This window comes from Rummeliibacillus sp. TYF-LIM-RU47 (assembly GCF_008638315.1).
Classification (GTDB): domain Bacteria; phylum Bacillota; class Bacilli; order Bacillales_A; family Planococcaceae; genus Rummeliibacillus; species Rummeliibacillus stabekisii.
The window spans coordinates 155825-172960 of record NZ_VVIR01000005.1 but is presented as its reverse complement, the minus strand read 5'-3'; the positions used below and the strand labels follow the sequence as shown (position 1 = coordinate 172960).

Sequence of the window (17136 nt, the reverse complement as noted above, 5' to 3'; positions counted from 1 at the left end):
TCCCAACTTTAAGTCATATATAAAGAGATACGAAAAATGCCAATAAGGCATAGATAAAAAAATCTAATTGGGGGAAAGGGATTTGATTAAAGAAATTGATATGACGAATTCGAAATTTGCTAATGAAGTATTAAACGTTCAATTGTTATCGTATAAAGTAGAAGCAGAGTTAATAGATTTTTATGAACTGCCGCCACTTAAAGATACAGTTGAGAGCTTGCAACAAAGCGGAGAAACTTTTTATGGTTTTTATATAAAAGAAGAGCTAAGCGGAATCATTTCTCTAAAGATAGAAGAGGGTGTAATGGATATACACCGATTATTTGTCCATCCTAAACATTTTAGAAAGGGCATTGCTAGGGAACTATTAGATTTTGTTCAAAGCATTCGAAAAGAATTTCAAACAATTATTGTTTCAACAGGCTCTAAAAATGCACCTGCAATAAACTTTTATAAAAAGAATGGATTTGTAGAATTAAAAGAAATGATGGTTGATGGTGGTCTAACGTTGAGCATGCTTGAGAAGAAAGTATAAAGTGAAAAAATTCTACTTTAGGATGTGCAGTAGCATATCCTGAAGGGTCACTCCCGTTCTGAATTAATTTATTCAAAACGGGTTTTTTATTGAAAAATAGAGTGCTTTCATGTTTTTTCAATTATTCTTGTAGAAGTTGAATAACAGCAATAATCCTTATTTCTCCAATTCCCAATTCAGCATATTGTTTTTAGGTTCCGTTCTTTTCATTTGCAGTTTTTCTAAGACCCTTATGGAAGAGTGGTTATCATGCAAGCATTCAGCGACTACTTTTTCTACTTTTCCAGTGGAGAAAGCCCAGTTAATTATTTCTTTCACGGCTTCTGTTGCATACCCTTTCTTTTGAGCGGAGGGGATAATTGCATAGCCTACTTCCACTGTTTTTTGTGAATCGGGTTTTCCTTTAAATCCCATATCGCCAATAATCGTATGATCTTCTTTATTGATCACAAGCCATACACCCCATCCTGAAAGAGAAGGGTCATCTTTTAATGCTAACAAATACATATCTACATGTAGATTGATTACATATTCTTCGGTTTTGGAAAACTCCTGTAATGCCTCTTTAGTGCACGGTGTGATTATAAGTCTTTCAGTTTGTAGTTCCATTTATATCTCCTTTTAATTAAACTATCGGGAGCTATATAATCCCGAATTTTTTTAAAGCAAAAGATATACCATCTTCGCTAGACTTTTTAGTCACAAAATCTGCAACCCTTTTCAATTCCTCATTGCCATTCTCCATGGCAATACCTAGTGCTACTAATTCCAACATATCAATATCATTCTCTCCGTCACCGAATGCAATGGCTTCTGACTTATCAAAACCAAAATAATTTAAAACTTTATTAATCGCTAATGATTTGGAAATGTCTTCTTGTAAAACATTCAATATAAAAGGATGCCATCTTTTCAATAGTAGATTTGGGAATTTTAATTTATAGCTATTCATCATGTCATCGTCTGCGAAAAGGCACATTAAGTACACTTCAAGATTATGTATATGTGGGTTTGAAGCAGGATAATCACTCAATGTTAAAGTTTCCTTTAAGGCCTTTAATATGTTTTCATTCTTTACGCCATTCATACTGAAATCCTCCGTATAGAATGATAGGGCATGATTTTCAGTAGCGGCAAATTCAATAAAAGAGCGCAAAATGTCTTGATCCATAGGTACTTTATGAACAACATGTTCTTTATGTTTCACATATCCACCATTAGCAGTTATAAAGGTATCAATGCCTAACGCCCTTAACTCGTGACACATGGATAAGGGTCTACCTGTTGCGACGACAACCTTTAAACCCTTTCTTTTTAAAGCTAAGATGGCCTCTTTAGTGCTCTCTGAGATACTGCCGTCTCTATGGTCTGTCAAAGTTCCATCCACATCAAAAAATACAATCTTATAACCCATCGGAAGCCTCCTTTCGAAAGATAAAAGTCAGTATACTTAATTATATAAAAAAACTATATATTAACAAATCGAAAAATTGCGTCATCTTTTAATTATAAGTAATTAAATAGTAAGCTGAGTGTCACGTATTTTATACTCTTGCATATTTTAATAAATAAGCGTACGGTTATATAAGGTAATGCTTATATATAAACGAGGTGATGAGTATGGATTTACAATTGATGGAGAAGCAGCTCAAAGCGGTGAGTGATTCTAATCGATTAAAGTTGTTAGCCAGTTTGAAGAATGGTGAGGTTTGTGTATGTGATTTGGTTGATATATTGCAAGTTTCACAACCAGCTGTAAGCCAGCAGCTACGTAAATTAAAAGAAGCTGATATTATTCTAGAAAGAAAAAAAGGGACATGGAAGCACTATAGATTAAATGATAGTCAAACGCCTTATATCCAAGCCATCATTGATGAATTGGCGCCTATCCCATTGAAAAATTGCCTTTGCTCGATTAACGAAGGGGAGGCATAAATGTGAGAAAGCCATTAACAAAACAATTATCATTTCTCGATCGTTATTTAACAGTATGGATTTTCGTAGCGATGGGTTTAGGGATTGTGCTGAGCATGATTGCTCCTTCGTTTAAGGATACATTAGATAAATTGTCTGTCGGTACAACATCTATTCCGATTGCCATAGGCCTTATAGTGATGCTGTATCCTCCACTGGCAAAAGTAAAATATGAGGAAATGTGGAGAGTATTTAAGGATTGGAAAGTATTAGTCCTGTCCTTGTTGCAAAATTGGCTTTTAGGTCCATTTTTAATGTTCTTCTTAGCGATCATATTTTTACATGACTATCCAGAGTATATGGCTGGATTGATTATGATTGGCATTGCACGGTGCATTGCTATGGTTATAGTATGGAATGATTTAGCAAGAGGGGACAGTGAATACGTAGCTGGTTTAGTAGCATTTAATTCTGTATTCCAAATACTGTTCTACTCAACTTTTGCTTATTTCTTCTTAAATGTTATGCCTGGTTGGTTTGGTATGGAAAATTTATCGCTAACAATCTCCATGTGGGACATCACTAAAAGTGTCCTAACTTATCTAGGTATTCCATTTGCTGCCGGCATTTTAACGCGACTTATCGGTATTAGATTGAAGGGGAAAGAGTGGTATCAAGAGAAATTTATCCCTAAGATTTCACCTCTTACATTAATTGCTTTGTTGTTTACAATCATCATGATGTTTTCATTAAAAGGGGACAAGATTGTTGCCTTACCATTCGATGTGTTACGTATTGCAGTACCATTATTGATTTACTTCTTAATTATGTTTGTAGTGTCATTCTTTGCTTCTAGGAAGGCTGGAGCAAGTTATCCAGTGACATCAGCTCTCTCCTTTACAGCTGCAAGCAACAACTTTGAGTTAGCTATTGCAGTGGCTGTAGCTGTATTTGGTATAAATAGTGGTGAGGCATTCGCCGCAGTTATCGGACCGTTAGTAGAAGTGCCTGTTCTCATAGCGTTAGTAGGTGTTTCGTTGAAGTGGAAAGACAGATATTTTAAGTGCTGATAGAAGGGTCTTAAACATAAAAATATATAATTTTAAAAACAAATACCTAGAGCTTCTAGGTTTTGTTTTTAATTTAAATATAAGAAATTGCTTATGTAATTTAGAGAATTATTTTAAATGAATGTTAGGAGATTATAAATGATTGTTAATCATGCAAGTACGTTATCAGTAGAATATTTTATTCAATATCTAGAGTTAGTGATGAAGTCGAGACAAATTCCTTTAAAAGAAGCAGAACAATATATGAGCGAGCAATTTTTTAAAGGAAACCCCCAGTTGTATGGAGAAAGCACAGCATCGCATTTTAGAGAAGCAATCAATCGAACTGAAATGAAGAGTTGAATTCAATTTGTTACTGGTGAAGATCTGTACCAAATCATTAACCTAGAGAAAAAGAAAAGAACTGAAGTAGAGCGTATCAGTTCTTTCTTTTTTAATGGATATTTAGACGGCTTTATGGGGCAGTTACCATCCAGGTAACCCCGTATTTATCTACAAGGTCTCCATAGTATTCGCCCCAAACTTGTTTTTCAAAGGGATGCTTAAATTCGCCGCCTTCGCCAAGCTTTGCATATACCTCTTTAGCTTCATCCTCACTATCATATGTTAATGCAAGACTGATGGTGGTATTAAGAGGTGCCTGTTCTAAGGTATCTGACATCATGAGGATATTCCCTCCAGCCACCTTCACTGCTAGATGCATCACCTTATCCTTTATTGCTTCCGGAGTTCCTGGTGTTTCACCGTATGTTTTAAGTGTTAGAATTTCCCCACCGAGTGCCTCTACATAAAAGTTCGCCTGTCCTTTTGCATCTGTAGACATTAGATAAGGGTTTAATTGTATTCCCATTTTTAACAACCTCTCCAATTATAAATTTTGTGTTGAAGGTTAAAGATTCTTTTAATCTATATACGCCCATTTTGCTTTAATATCCTTCAAGGGTGTATAAAATTTTTAATTATAAGAAGAGGGAACTGTTTTCAAAAATAAAGCGTCCAGGTTTGTAATACTTTTACAAAAGAGTAACGGATTTTTACGGTATTATAGGTATGTATCATAATTATTTTTGAATTTACGTACTATAACATAGTGGGAAATAAAGAGAAATTGGTGAAAGATCGAAAGGGGGACAGCAATATGAAAAGGCCTATTAAGAAGTCGGAATATCAATGGTTGAAGAAGGAATTGGACTTTTTTGAGAAAGAAGGTTCCATTCAGGCTGCACAAAAAGAGGAACTTTTAGGGCACTACAAGATAACGGGTGATCCGAATTTTATTCGTATCCTTCTTACAGTGGGTGCATTTTTGATTGGGATCGGTATGTTGAGCTTTATAGCAAGTAATTGGATGTATATGAGTAAAACGGTAAAGTTTTTGCTCATAATTATTTCAGTGATTGGAGTCAATGGTGTCGGACTCAAAATAGAAAACCATAATCCAAAAATGGCCAGAACCTTGTTTTATATAGGCTTTTTGTTTTATGGTGCTGGTATCTTCCTGATAGGGCAAATGTTTAACTTGGGAGGCTCTTTCCGAAATGCATTTTTGGTATGGGCTTTAGGAGGGCTACCTTTTGCATATGTCTTGAAAGATAAGTTGCTACTCATATTCATAACAGCTTTACTATTTATCTATCAAATGAATTACATGTTCGATGGTGAGACTTCTCTGCCATATATTATGCTAGTTATCCTGCCTATTATGTATCTTATCAGTAAGCATATCCACTATCCAGTTCCTTATATATTCTTTATGAATATATTAACGATTCAATTTGCTATTTTACTGGCATTTACTTTTATAGACTATGATAGTCCAATAGCCGTTCTTGCTATTTTATTTATATTTTTAATTGGTATCGCTATGCTGTTTATTCCTGTAAGGGAGAAGCTGAAGGGCATATTTGAAATTCAAGGACACCTAATTCACGGTGTCAGTGGGATCATCCTAACATTTGGCTACTTCTGGAGAAATTCATTGTTTGGGGAATCATTTTATATTGTGTTCAGTTTGGCGTATTTAGTACTAGTGCTCTTCTTTATTAAGAGAGGTAGCCTGCTGAATATTATGATTTTGTGCGTGTTAATCCTTCGTTTTTATATAGATATTTCTTATGACTTTTTACCAAAATCATTGGTATTTGTCATAGGGGGAGCCATATTCATTGGCTTCGGTATTTATATAGATAAGCAAAGAAAGAAAGGGGGAAAGTCATTTGCTGAAGAATAACTGGAAGAAGTTAATTGCCTTTTCACTACCTATTCTTATATTGATAGGAATGTCTATTCCCCCATTTCTAACGATAACTACAGGAAACACGATAAAGCTAGAAACAAGACCGGTGGATCCCACTGATTTGTTCAGAGGGGATTATGTTAGGTTAAACTACAAAGCAGAAGAGGTAAATATTTCAAAATTAGACAAGGAATTAAAAGATTATTTTAAAGTGAATAATTCTTCTTTTTATGATAAGCCAGTAGTTGTCTATTCAGTCTTAGAGAAAAATGAAAATGGTATCGATATTGTGAAGAAGGTAGTAAAGGATCAACCTGAAGAAGGTATTTATTTAAAAGGGGAAATCAATTATTTTCCTTTGAACTCAAGCAATGAACCTGATAATCAAGTTGTAGAAATTAATTATCAATTAGATAAATTCTTTGTCCCCGAAAATACAGGGAAGGGCTTAGAGAATGCTATTAGTCAGCCGGCAAATAAGACTTCTGCCATAGCAACTATTAAAGTCCGAAAAGGGCATGCCATTTTAGACAAAGTGGAAGTTCAGTCGACGAAATAGATTAATTTAAAACGCAGATCCTCTCAGTGAGAGGCCTGCGTGTTTTTAGGTTTCACTAGACTGATGATCAGAAAAATGAGCATTTCTAAACTGCCGGGGAGTTAAGCTCGTGTATTTTTTAAAGGTTTTTATAAAATAACTTTGATCATGGAAGTTTAGCCAGGTACCAATATCTGAAATAGAGTAATTTGTTAAAAGTAATAGTTTCTTTGCTTCTTCAACACGTTGCCTTTGCATGTATTCACTTATTGGTATTCCAACTTCTTTTTTGAATAATGATGATAAGTAATTTGGACTTAAATGACATACTTCTGCAAGCTGATCGAGAGTGATTTCCTCGTAAAGATGATCATAAATATAGTGATGACAAGTAGTTATTGTGGGAGAATATTTTTCAGTTTTTATTTGGTTCACCCGATTGGTAAAATCCTTTATCGCTTCTTCCGTTAATTTTAAAATGGTCTTTAAGGTGCCTAATTCCTCAATACGTTGGATATAGAAATCACTTAAAGTGAAGGCAGTTTCATCGTTTAATCCCCCTTCGATAGCCGCTCTACAAACAAGAGCTATTCCCGTTATCATTAAGTTTTTTTCACTTCTAAGGCGATTTCGTTTCGATAACAATCCTAATTCTGCCTCACCGATAATAGAGTAATCAAAAATATCCTGTAATTTATCAATTCGTCCGTTTTTGACATAATCAAGCAATATTTGTTCATAGGAAAGATTAGAATGAAAGATGAAATTTCGCCTTCCTTTTGACAGTTCAAGTTCTGGATTTTCAGTTTCGATGATGTCTAAGGCTAATGCTTTATTATTATGTATTACCATCGATTGATCTAGCTTTTTTTGGTACACCAAATAATAAACCAAGAGACTAATCGTTAGAAAGTGCTCACTGTCGATAATGGGAATGGATTGATAATATTCGATGAGTTTTCTTTTATGAAGCTTTCCTTTAAAAGAATCAAAAATTTTATTCACATCCTCATCCGTTACTTCGGATACAAGGGTCGGTCCTAAAATAATGGTGCCCCAAAATGAATTTGTATTCTTCAGGTTAATAAAGAAAAAATTCAATTTAGAATTTGAAAAAAAGATAGGAAAGTCATGTGGGCTTTCTTCATAAGTGTAGACGCTGATCTGCTTTTTGATTTGATTATAGTATGGGATATCCCTTAGGTTTCTCCCTGAAAATTCATGTTCTATTTCACCAAACTGATTGAGGTAAAAAACAGGTATATCATGAACTTTATAAATCATCTCACATATATAATGTAAATCCTGTATAGCTATTTCCATATAGAATATACTTCCTTTTAAATTTTTATGGAGCGTAGATAAGAACTATTAATCGTAAGATAATACAATATTAATTTTTAAACAAGTAATAAAATCATGGATGTAAGCTAATAAAAGGGAGGAAATGAACATGGAATTAGCAGGTAAAGTAGCTGTCATAACTGGAGCAGGAAGCGGAATTGGAAGAGCAAGCAGTCTAAAACTAGCAGGTAACGGTGCAACAGTGGTGTTGGTCGACTTTAATCAAGAAACAGGGGAAGAAACATTAAATCTTGTAAAAGAACAAGGCGGAGAAGGTATCTTCGTAAAGGCTGATGTTTCAAAAACTGAAGATGTACAAAATTACGTAAAAAGCGCAATCGACACATACGGCCGCATTGATATATTTTTCAATAACGCAGGTGTTATTCAACGATTCGCACCTTTTACTGCAGTAGAAGAATCTGAATTCGATCGTATTATGTCTATAAATGTAAAAGGTGTCTTCCTTGGAATGAAATATGTGCTGAAAGTGATGGAAGAGCAAGGAAGTGGTTCTATCATTAATACAGCTTCTACTGCAGGAGTACGTCCTGAACATAGTGTAGCTGTATATTCTGCAAGTAAACATGCGGTTATAGGTTTAACAAAAGGTGCAGCACTTGAATATGCGAAAAAAGGAATTCGCATCAATGCACTTTGTCCAGGTGGGGTCAAAACAACCTTAACAACTAATGTTGAAGCTCAATTTGCAGAAGGTGGCTATGTTCCTGAAGAGGTTTCCAACATGAGAATGGGACGTTATGCTGACCCAGCAGAGCTTGCTGAAATGGTTGCTTACTTAGCTTCAGATAAAGCAAGCTATATGACAGGTTCAGTTGTTCTTGTCGATGGCGGTTTAACTTTATAATATAAGAGTTTATTTAATCCGTTTGCTTATCATTAGCAGACGGATTTTTTTACTACAGTCAGATCGCGAAATCTTATTTAAACTAATTTAAAGAATGTTGATTTTCTTTTGTTGACAATATACCACGCGGGGTATATTATTGCTTTATGAACAAGAGAACAAAGAGATGAGGAGGGGGTATGAATGAATTCCTATGACGATAAAGTCAAAAATCGGATGAAACGAATCGAGGGCCAACTCAGGGGAATCTTAAAAATGATGGACGAAGGTAAAGACTGTAAGGCTGTCGTCACTCAATTATCAGCTGTGCGCTCTGGTGTTGACCGTACAATAGGAATTATTGTGAGCCAAAACTTACAAGAGTGCCTATTGGAAGCAGCAAGTCAAGATGCTGCGAATGATTCGGTGCAAGAAGCAGTGGATTTGTTAGTTAAAAGTCGTTAAAATACGATTTTTATTTTTAATAAAATTATACCCTACATGGTATGCGAGGTGATTTTCTATGAGCATCTGGATTATTATTGCTATTGTGATTCTGTTTTTCCTTTGGCGGTTAAGGCCTGTTAAAGGAATTAAAACAATAACTACAGTTGCATTAAACAGGATAATAGATGATAAAGATAAAGTATTTGTGGATGTAAGAACACCTGGTGAATATAAAACTCGGCATATTCGTCAGTTTAAAAATATTCCATTAGGAACGGACTTTTCGAAACTTCCGAAAGACAAAGAGATTGTTGTGATTTGTCAAAGCGGAATGCGTAGCGCTCAAGCCTGCAAACAATTAAAAAAACTAGGCTATGAAAACATTACAAATGTTCGTGGGGGCATGAGTGCTTGGAGAGGTTAATAAGTATTGTAGGAGGGTAAACATTGAAAGAAATTACTGCAAAAGAAGTCCAACAACGTATAGAAAATGGTGAAAAGTTAAACCTAATTGATGTTCGGGAGGTAGATGAAGTACAAGCTGGCCATATTCCTGATATCATGCATATTCCACTAGGTTTGCTTGAATTTCGTATGCATGAGTTAGATAAAGCAAAACCGTATATTATGGTTTGTCGTTCTGGTGGACGTAGCGGCCAAGCAACACAATATTTACAAGGCTATGGGTTTGATGTAACAAATATGGCTGGTGGTATGCTTTCCTGGGAAGGTAAAGTTGAGTAATTTTTTAATTTAAAATATACCCCATGAGGTAATAGGAGGTTTGTAAAATGCAAATAAAAGCAGATCAACAGCTAGATTGTAAGGGACTTGCTTGTCCTATGCCAATTGTCAAAACAAAAAGGGCAATGAATGAAGTAGAAGATGGTCAAGTCTTAGAAGTTCAGGCTACAGACAAAGGTTCTATTGCAGATTTAAAAGCATGGAGTGAAGGTGTTGGCCATCAGTATCTTGGGACAATACAAGAAAATGGAGTAATACTACATTACATCCGTAAAAGTTCTCATGACACTGGAGAAGAAAAGAAATTTGAAAATACCATTACGAATGATGAAGTAATTGATCGAGCTAGTAAAGGCGGCATAATTTTGGATGTGCGCGAAGAAGCAGAATATGCATTTGGCCATATTGAAGGTTCTAAATCCATACCGATGGGAGAATTAGAAGACCGTTTAGATGAACTAAATAAAGATCAAGAGATTTATGTCATTTGTCGTACAGGTACACGCAGTGATTTAGCAGCAAGTAAACTTTCTGACAAAGGTTTTACAAAAGTCTATAATGTCCTACCTGGAATGGCTTCTTGGCAAGGGGAAATATCCCGCATAGACGGGTAGTAAGAGCCCACCTTAATTGAGGTGGAGCAATATCAAATAAAAATTTATTGGAGGAATTTTATTATGTCTAACAAAGTAGCAATTATCGCAAGTAATGGTGGTTTATTTGACGCTTATAAGGTATTTAATATCGCAACTGCAGCAGCAGCAACAGAAAAAGAGGTAGCTATCTTCTTCACATTTGAAGGCCTAAACTTAATTCATAAACAAGCAATGCAACAATTGCCAATGCCAGAAGGACGCGAACATTTTGCAGAAGGATTTAAAAAAGCAAATGTACCAAGCATCCCAGAACTTGTAGAAATGGCGCAGGAGTTGGGCGTGAAGTTTATCGGTTGCCAAATGACGATGGATGTAATGGGATTAACAAAAGAAGACTTCATTGATGGTATTGAAGTAGGTGGAGCTGTTACGTTCCTTGAATTCGCGAAAGATGCATCACCATCTTTAACATTCTAGTAGAATAGAAATAAATATGAGAAAACGAGTGGAAGGGTCATCCCTTCCACTATAAAAAACCAAAATAAATACCTATGGGGGTAGTGTGATATGACAATCAATAAAATGACAGCAGCACAGGTTGCTCGTAAGGTAATTGAAAAACAGCCGTTATTTATTTTAGATGTGCGTAACACAGATGCTTATGAAGATTGGAAAATTGAAGGCCAAAACTTTGAGTATATAAATATTCCTTATTTCGAATTATTAGATGGAGTAGATGAAATCTTACCAAAGCTACCATCAAATCAGGATGTATTAGTGGTCTGTGCAAAAGAAGGTTCTTCGAAAATGATCGCTGAAATGCTTTCAGATGCCGGAAGAGATGTATTCTATCTTGAAGGTGGCATGAAGTCTTGGAGTTCTTATCTTGAACCTATTAAAGTGGGAGATTTAACTGGGGGCGGAGAACTTTATCAATTTGTCCGTCTAGGAAAAGGCTGCCTTTCTTACATGGTCATTTCTGACGGGGAAGCAGCTGTTATAGATGCAGTTCGTTTCACTGACATATTTACAAACTTTGCAAAAGAGAAAAATGCTGAGATTAAATATGTTTTTGATACACATTTACACGCTGACCATATTTCAGGAGGACGGCACATTGCAGAGGCAACTGGTGCAACATACTACTTACCGCCAAAAGATGCAGATGAAGTAGTATTTGAATACATGCCTCTAGAGGACGGAGTGACAGTAAAAGTTGGTGCCTCTCAAATTGAAGTAGGTGCTCTTTACTCACCTGGCCATACGATAGGATCTACATCTTTCATCGTTGATAGCAAGTATTTATTAACAGGCGATATTTTATTTATTGACTCTATCGGACGTCCTGACTTAGCGGGCCTTGCAGAAGATTGGGTAGGTGATTTACGTGAGACTTTATATCATCGTTACCGCGAGTTGGCAGAGGACCTAATTGTTTTACCAGCACACTTTATGATCATCCAAGAATTAAATGAAGACGGAACTGTAGCAAAACGCCTAGGTGATTTGTTTGCACAAAACCACGGTCTAAATATTGAAAGTGAAGATGAATTCCGCCATATAGTTACGGATAATTTACCGCCACAACCAAACGCGTATCAGCAAATTCGTCAAGTAAATATGGGGAAAGTCACTCCTGATCAAGATGAACAAATAGAAATGGAGATTGGCCCAAATCGCTGTGCAGTACGTTAGGGAAATCTGAAAGGAAAAAAGCAGGGCAGGAACGAAAGGTGATCCTCTCTTGTCCACAAAATTTATAAGTTAAAGGAGATTAATGGAATGGAAATAAACAAAGTGTTAGATGCAAAAGGATTATCATGTCCAATGCCAATTGTACGAACAAAAAAAGCAATGGATACACTAGAATCAGGGCAAATCTTAGAAGTGCAAGTAACGGATAAAGGGGCATTAGCCGATTTAACAGCTTGGTCAGCTGCAGCAGGCCATACACTTTTAGATCATAAAGAAGAAGCAGATGTATTAACGTTCTATATTAAAAAATCTTAATGATAAAAGTGAGTTGTGGTACGACTCACTTTTCTTTTTAACCAGAAGGATTTCAATGCTTCAGGTTTAGTCGTTAGAAAGAAGGAAACAATATGGATATATATTATGTGCTGCTTCTTTTTGCTATCGGTTTTATCGGTTCATTTCTTTCGGGCATGCTTGGAATAGGTGGTGCCATTGTTAAATATCCGATGCTCCTCATGATTCCGCCTCTATTTAGCTTTCAGGCTTTAACGGCCCACGAAGTTTCTGGCATTAGCGCGCTTGATGTATTAGTTGTATCGATCGCAGGTGTTATAGGTTTTCGTAAAGGGGGCTATTTAAATAAATCGTTAATTACCGTGATGGGGTTATCAGTTCTAGTAGGAACATTTATCGGCAGCTTTGGTTCGCAGAGTTTAACTGAGGAACAAGTCAACATTGTGTATGGTATTTTAGCATTGTTAGCAGCTATTATGATGATTATTCCAAAAAAGGCGAAGGACGATCTTTCCTTAGCTGAAGTGACGTTCAATAAACCGCTAGCAGCTGGCTTAGCGTTCATTGTAGGAATTGGCTCCGGCATTGTAGGTGCAGGTGGAGGCTTCCTACTAATACCTATCATGTTGTTGATACTTCGCATTCCGACACGAATGACCATTGCATCCAGCTTAGCCATCACATTTATCTCATCTATTGCAGGATCAATCGGTAAAATCTCAACTGGGCAAATTGAATACAAAACAGCGATGATTGTAATTATTGCTGGTTTGATTGCAGCTCCTATTGGCGCAAAAATAAGCAAAAAAATAAACACAAAAGTCTTGCAAGGAATCTTAGCCGTTTTAATATTGGGAACAGCCATAAAAATATGGGTAGATATCTTATAAAATAATGGGGGGCTTGATCGTATGGATTTTCACTATACAGTGCTAACAACTAAAACAATAGATGAATCAATTGAATCTATTGAAAAAAACCTAAAAGATAATAAATTCGGGGTACTTTGGCAACTTAACTTAACGGAAACTTTACAGAAAAAAGGTGTCAACAGTTATCAAAAACCTTACAGAATACTTGAGGTTTGCAATCCTGTAGAAGCGGCCCGTGTACTAGCGCATAATCCATTAGTCGGTTACTTTTTGCCATGCAAAATTGCAGTGTACGAAGAGGAAGGGCAAACAAAAATAGGGTTGCCTAAGCCTACAGCAATGATTGGTTTATTAAACGATGACGAGCTAGTTGGCATTGCGAAAGAAATTGAAGAAATACTTATTGATGTCTTAGAGAAAAGTAAATAGCAGTAACGAAAAAATAAAGGGTTGTCTCACCAAAATGGCGGATAACCCTTTTAATAGTTTGAACAGAAAAGAATATAATACATAAAACATACTTTTAAAAGCTATATTGAAACTTCTAGTCCAAAATATTCCTTAAAACCTATCTTCCCTTTGTCTGTAATTACAATTTCACGTGAATTCAATTTAGCCTCTATCCATCCCAGTTCTATATACCTCTCAAATAATCCATTTCCTAAAGCCCCTCCCAAATGATGAGTGCGTTCACTCCAATCGAGGCATGCATGAGAAAAGGAACGCCGCTTTTTAGATAAACCAACTATATCTACTCCTAGGCTATTAAAAAACTCTTCTCCTTTTACTGTTACGATAAATTGTTTATTACTTTTTTCTATGTATCCATTATCTAGCATTATAGTTGTTAATTTAACACTTATGCGCCCTGCTAAATGGTCGTAACAGGTTCTAGCATTTTCTAATCTTTTTAATTGGCTTGATTGTTTTAAAGAACGAACCTCGGGTGGGGAGGATATAGACATAAATACCTCAAGAGTATTAGCTACCTCTTCATTGGCTAATCGAAAGTAACGGAAACGCCCATGCTTTTCACAAATTACAAGACTATTTTCTTCTAATTTTGAAAGGTGAAAGCTGGCTGTCTGAGGTTTTATTGAGGCCATGTAAGCTAGCTCGCTTGCTGTATGAAATTTTCCATCCATTAAAGCCGCCAGTATAGTTGCCCGCGATTTCTCTGTAAGTAAAGCAGTTAGTGCCGTGATATCCGGATGTATACTCAAATTGATCACCTCTGCATTCCATATTTCGATGAATATCGTATTATCTAACTTTTATAATAATACTAAGGAACCTGATCTACAAGGAAGGTAGGGGTTTTTTTATTCACAATGAAATTGAATTGGAGGTTCAGTATAAATGAAAAAATATAGCTTTTTTACATTAATCATCTTGACTACTATCTTAATGGGTTCATCTTTTGCCGTAGGGAAAATCGGATTGAGCTACTCATCTCCCTTGTTATTGGCTGGACTACGTTTCTTTCTAGCTGGATGTATTATGAGTGTTATTGTATTGGTACAAAAAAGGCCACATCCTATTGCGATAAAGGATTGGGGAAGAGTAATAATTATTGGTTCTCTACAAACTGCCGGAGTAATGGGATGCATATTTATAAGCTTAAGAACTATATCTGCCAGTGAGTCGTCTATTTTAACTTTTATGAATCCTCTTCTAGTTATTATTTTCGGGACTATTTTTATGGGCAACCGTTACAAATGGTATCAATGGAGTGGAGTCATTCTAGGGTTTTTAGGAGTTGGAATTACCTTAGGAGGCATTAATGATTTTAGGATTGGGTTAGTCTTTGGAGCATTCGCCGCTATATTTTGGGCTCTTTCTACATTATTAGTTAGTAGATGGGGTGCTGATTTTAATACTTGGGTACTTTCCGCCTATCAAATGTTATTCGGTGGAGGCATTCTTATAATTTTAAGTTTACTACTTGAAGAGCCATTCTTTCATATTAATAAATATTCATTATTTATTCTCTTATGGTTAAGCATAATGTCTTCAATTGTTCAATTTGCAGTGTGGTACTTCCTTTTACAAAAGGGTGATCCAGGTAAAACGAGTTCATATCTATTTTTAGCCCCTTTTTTTGGTGTTCTAACTGGGAACGTTTTGCTAAACGAACATATTTCCTATTCGCTTATAGCGGGAGGCACTTTCATTTTAATAGGCATTTATCTTGTAAACAATAATTTCAAGAAGAAAACAACATTTGATACTAGTTATCCAAAGATAGATTGAGAATCTAACAAGAGTAAATTAAGGAGCGATAAAAGGTGGGAGATAAAACCTGAAAAGATTATTTTAATGAATTAATAAAACATTATTGTTGTATAAATACTTGTCTTTTTAGGTTATATCTCAATCTAAGAAAAACAAATGGAGGGGACAGGGGATGTTTGTTAATACAAAAGAATTTAATCACCCTTATTATGCGGTAATATTTTCTTCGCTAAGAGTAGAAAGTGAAAATGGTTATGGAAAAATGGCTCATGTGATGGAAGAATTAGCTTCAAGACAACAAGGATTCTTAGGAGTTGAAAGTGTAAGGGAGAACGGGTTTGGAATTACTATTTCATATTGGGAATCTTTAACGGATATAAAAAGGTGGAAAGCAAATTCTGCTCATATAGATGCTCAAATAAAAGGAAAATCAGAATGGTATAAGAATTATAATGTACGTATTTGCAAGGTTGAAAGTGACTATTCTTTTGAAAACTAAAGTTAGTTGCTGAATGAAGCCCTTATATTTGATGAGTCATCTTATTTCTAAATAAAAGGGCTATAATGATGTCAAAAATAAATAATAATTATAGAATATTCAGTTTAATTTAATTTTAGTTTATTTATCTTACTTATATACTATTAGAGCTTTCACAATCTCATAATAGTATGTCTTCCAGCTTTTTGTTTTTGGCATTTCTGATTTCCCCTTTGTTAAGATCCTCACAATCATAAATAAATTATCTGCATTTAGGTTTGTGATAATAGTTTTATTTACATCATAATGTTGCCGGACATGGATACGACTGCTGGTCCAGCTACTTCAATAACGGGAGTTCCCTTATTAGACGTAACCGTTATATAGAGAATTCCAGGTCTATTGATAGCATGGCCTTGGCCAATTGTTAATTGATGTGGCTTATTATGAGATAGGATATTTTCTAAATATAAATAGCCAGCTAATGCGCCGTTTGCAGCTCCTGTAACAGGATCTTCCTCGATCCCTATGTTCGGGCAAAAGTCTCTTGTGTAGATATCGAATTCGCCATTGGTATCAAAGGTGAAGAGATGTGTAGTGGATATATGATGGTCGTTATTCAATTTCTTTAGTTCTTTGAAATTCGGTTCTGCACGATCAATGGCTTCACGTGTTTTAACAGGTATGAGAAGATGTGGTACCCCAGTGCTTCCTATTTTTACTGGATACTTCGAATCAATGTCCGATTCGTCAATACCTACAAGTTCTGCAACTAGTTTAGGGTTAATATCTATGTCGTTTACTTGAGGAGTAACTTGTGTCATGGATACGGCTTTTAATTGATTGTTTTCCATCATCCATTTTACTGGGATCTTACCTATATTAGATTCCAACATAATATGTTCTTTTTTGTGTATCCAATCGTATGTTGTAGCCATTAACCATGCAGTGCCTAAAGTAGCGTGACCGCAGAAATCAACCTCTTCTGTTGGTGTGAAATATCTAATCCGATAATCTACATCCGTTTTAGGAGAAGGAATGAGAAAAGCTGTTTCGGAGAGGTTTAACTCATTAGCGATTTGTTGCATTTCCATATCTGTTAAGTTCTCCGCATGAGGTATCACCCCAGCAGGGTTTCCTCCGAAAGTTTTCGAAGTAAAAGCATCTACATAAAAAACCTTTATATTTTTCGTCATTGAGATTCCTCCTTGATTTCTTCATTATTGTATTATGATAGAATAGATTAGTAAAATTAATGTTTTGAATATAAAGCATGAAGAAAATTAATGCA

Annotated in this window: 24 protein-coding genes; 18 read left to right on the top strand and 6 right to left on the bottom strand. The window is 35.5% G+C overall.

Annotation, left to right across the window (positions count from 1 at the left end; all coding sequences use genetic code 11):
* Positions 1-82 precede the first annotated feature (82 nt).
* A complete protein-coding gene (locus tag F0527_RS15640; RefSeq protein ID WP_150285530.1) occupies positions 83-535 on the top strand; it encodes a GNAT family N-acetyltransferase in 453 nt (150 codons plus the stop codon).
* Positions 536-691: 156 nt separating this feature from the next.
* On the opposite strand, the gene F0527_RS15635 is transcribed toward F0527_RS15640, so the two are convergent.
* Positions 692-1144, bottom strand: coding sequence for a GNAT family N-acetyltransferase (locus F0527_RS15635; RefSeq protein WP_150285529.1), 453 nt, complete (start codon positions 1142-1144; stop codon positions 692-694).
* 31 nt (positions 1145-1175) lie between these two features.
* Positions 1176-1949, bottom strand: coding sequence for a Cof-type HAD-IIB family hydrolase (locus F0527_RS15630; protein ID WP_150285528.1), 774 nt, complete (start codon positions 1947-1949; stop codon positions 1176-1178).
* Positions 1950-2155: 206 nt separating this feature from the next.
* Between F0527_RS15630 and F0527_RS15625 the strand changes: the two genes are divergently transcribed.
* The 3 genes from F0527_RS15625 (at position 2156) to F0527_RS15615 (ending at position 3861) form a co-directional block, all read left to right on the top strand.
* Positions 2156-2470, top strand: a complete 315-nt coding sequence (locus F0527_RS15625; RefSeq protein ID WP_150285527.1) for an ArsR/SmtB family transcription factor — start codon at positions 2156-2158, stop codon at positions 2468-2470.
* 2 nt (positions 2471-2472) lie between these two features.
* The gene (arsB, locus tag F0527_RS15620; RefSeq protein ID WP_223823629.1) at positions 2473-3519 is read left to right on the top strand and encodes an ACR3 family arsenite efflux transporter; all 1047 of its coding nucleotides are present in this window, start codon (positions 2473-2475) and stop codon (positions 3517-3519) included.
* Between the two features lie 138 nt (positions 3520-3657).
* Positions 3658-3861: a hypothetical protein gene (locus F0527_RS15615; RefSeq protein WP_150285525.1), complete on the top strand. Its 204-nt coding sequence runs from the start codon at positions 3658-3660 to the stop codon at positions 3859-3861.
* Positions 3862-3973: 112 nt separating this feature from the next.
* Here the strand turns inward: F0527_RS15615 and F0527_RS15610 are convergent, their stop codons facing one another.
* Positions 3974-4369, bottom strand: a complete 396-nt coding sequence (locus tag F0527_RS15610; protein ID WP_150285524.1) for a VOC family protein — start codon at positions 4367-4369, stop codon at positions 3974-3976.
* Positions 4370-4657: 288 nt separating this feature from the next.
* Here F0527_RS15610 and F0527_RS15605 point away from each other — a divergent pair, with 288 nt between their 5' ends.
* Both F0527_RS15605 and F0527_RS15600 read left to right on the top strand, forming a co-directional pair.
* Positions 4658-5749, top strand: a complete 1092-nt coding sequence (locus F0527_RS15605) for a DUF2157 domain-containing protein (RefSeq protein WP_150285523.1) — start codon at positions 4658-4660, stop codon at positions 5747-5749.
* Positions 5736-6314 (top strand): GDYXXLXY domain-containing protein, encoded by a 579-nt coding sequence (locus tag F0527_RS15600; RefSeq protein ID WP_150285522.1) that lies wholly within the window; start codon positions 5736-5738, stop codon positions 6312-6314. The genes F0527_RS15605 and F0527_RS15600 overlap by 14 nt, the downstream gene beginning before the upstream one ends.
* A 45-nt stretch (positions 6315-6359) precedes the next feature.
* On the opposite strand, the gene F0527_RS15595 is transcribed toward F0527_RS15600, so the two are convergent.
* Entirely contained in the window at positions 6360-7616 is a 1257-nt protein-coding gene (locus F0527_RS15595; protein ID WP_150285521.1) for a helix-turn-helix domain-containing protein, read from the bottom strand.
* A gap of 130 nt (positions 7617-7746) precedes the next feature.
* Here F0527_RS15595 and F0527_RS15590 point away from each other — a divergent pair, with 130 nt between their 5' ends.
* From F0527_RS15590 to F0527_RS15545, 10 genes are all read left to right on the top strand, one after another.
* Positions 7747-8505 carry an SDR family NAD(P)-dependent oxidoreductase gene (locus F0527_RS15590; protein WP_150285520.1) on the top strand — a complete coding sequence of 253 codons (759 nt, stop codon included), beginning with the start codon at positions 7747-7749 and terminating at the stop codon, positions 8503-8505.
* Positions 8506-8688: 183 nt separating this feature from the next.
* A complete protein-coding gene (locus F0527_RS15585) occupies positions 8689-8949 on the top strand; it encodes a metal-sensitive transcriptional regulator (RefSeq protein ID WP_150285519.1) in 261 nt (86 codons plus the stop codon).
* 58 nt (positions 8950-9007) lie between these two features.
* Entirely contained in the window at positions 9008-9355 is a 348-nt protein-coding gene (locus tag F0527_RS15580; protein WP_150285518.1) for a rhodanese-like domain-containing protein, read from the top strand.
* Positions 9356-9378: 23 nt separating this feature from the next.
* On the top strand, positions 9379-9675 hold the full coding sequence (locus F0527_RS15575; protein ID WP_150285517.1) for a rhodanese-like domain-containing protein: 297 nt from the start codon (positions 9379-9381) through the stop codon (positions 9673-9675).
* 47 nt (positions 9676-9722) lie between these two features.
* On the top strand, positions 9723-10289 hold the full coding sequence (locus F0527_RS15570) for a sulfurtransferase TusA family protein (protein ID WP_150285516.1): 567 nt from the start codon (positions 9723-9725) through the stop codon (positions 10287-10289).
* A 63-nt stretch (positions 10290-10352) separates the two neighbouring features.
* On the top strand, positions 10353-10748 hold the full coding sequence (locus F0527_RS15565; RefSeq protein ID WP_066790556.1) for a DsrE/DsrF/DrsH-like family protein: 396 nt from the start codon (positions 10353-10355) through the stop codon (positions 10746-10748).
* A gap of 90 nt (positions 10749-10838) precedes the next feature.
* Positions 10839-11966: an MBL fold metallo-hydrolase gene (locus F0527_RS15560; RefSeq protein ID WP_150285515.1), complete on the top strand. Its 1128-nt coding sequence runs from the start codon at positions 10839-10841 to the stop codon at positions 11964-11966.
* An 87-nt stretch (positions 11967-12053) separates the two neighbouring features.
* Complete coding sequence (locus F0527_RS15555; protein ID WP_150285514.1) at positions 12054-12281, top strand: sulfurtransferase TusA family protein; 228 nt, start codon at positions 12054-12056, stop codon at positions 12279-12281.
* 92 nt (positions 12282-12373) lie between these two features.
* Positions 12374-13150 carry a sulfite exporter TauE/SafE family protein gene (locus tag F0527_RS15550; protein WP_150285513.1) on the top strand — a complete coding sequence of 259 codons (777 nt, stop codon included), beginning with the start codon at positions 12374-12376 and terminating at the stop codon, positions 13148-13150.
* A gap of 21 nt (positions 13151-13171) precedes the next feature.
* Entirely contained in the window at positions 13172-13561 is a 390-nt protein-coding gene (locus tag F0527_RS15545; protein WP_150285512.1) for a DUF302 domain-containing protein, read from the top strand.
* Positions 13562-13662: 101 nt separating this feature from the next.
* On the opposite strand, the gene F0527_RS15540 is transcribed toward F0527_RS15545, so the two are convergent.
* The gene (locus F0527_RS15540; protein ID WP_150285511.1) at positions 13663-14355 is read right to left on the bottom strand and encodes an ArsR/SmtB family transcription factor; all 693 of its coding nucleotides are present in this window, start codon (positions 14353-14355) and stop codon (positions 13663-13665) included.
* 136 nt (positions 14356-14491) lie between these two features.
* On the opposite strand from F0527_RS15540, the gene F0527_RS15535 reads away from it, so the two are divergent.
* Both F0527_RS15535 and F0527_RS15530 read left to right on the top strand, forming a co-directional pair.
* Positions 14492-15385 (top strand): DMT family transporter, encoded by an 894-nt coding sequence (locus F0527_RS15535; protein ID WP_150285510.1) that lies wholly within the window; start codon positions 14492-14494, stop codon positions 15383-15385.
* Between the two features lie 154 nt (positions 15386-15539).
* Positions 15540-15866, top strand: a complete 327-nt coding sequence (locus F0527_RS15530) for an antibiotic biosynthesis monooxygenase family protein (RefSeq protein ID WP_150285509.1) — start codon at positions 15540-15542, stop codon at positions 15864-15866.
* A gap of 275 nt (positions 15867-16141) precedes the next feature.
* Here F0527_RS15530 and F0527_RS15525 read toward each other — a convergent pair whose 3' ends face one another.
* Positions 16142-17041 (bottom strand): PhzF family phenazine biosynthesis protein, encoded by a 900-nt coding sequence (locus F0527_RS15525; RefSeq protein ID WP_150285508.1) that lies wholly within the window; start codon positions 17039-17041, stop codon positions 16142-16144.
* Positions 17042-17136 lie beyond the last annotated feature (95 nt).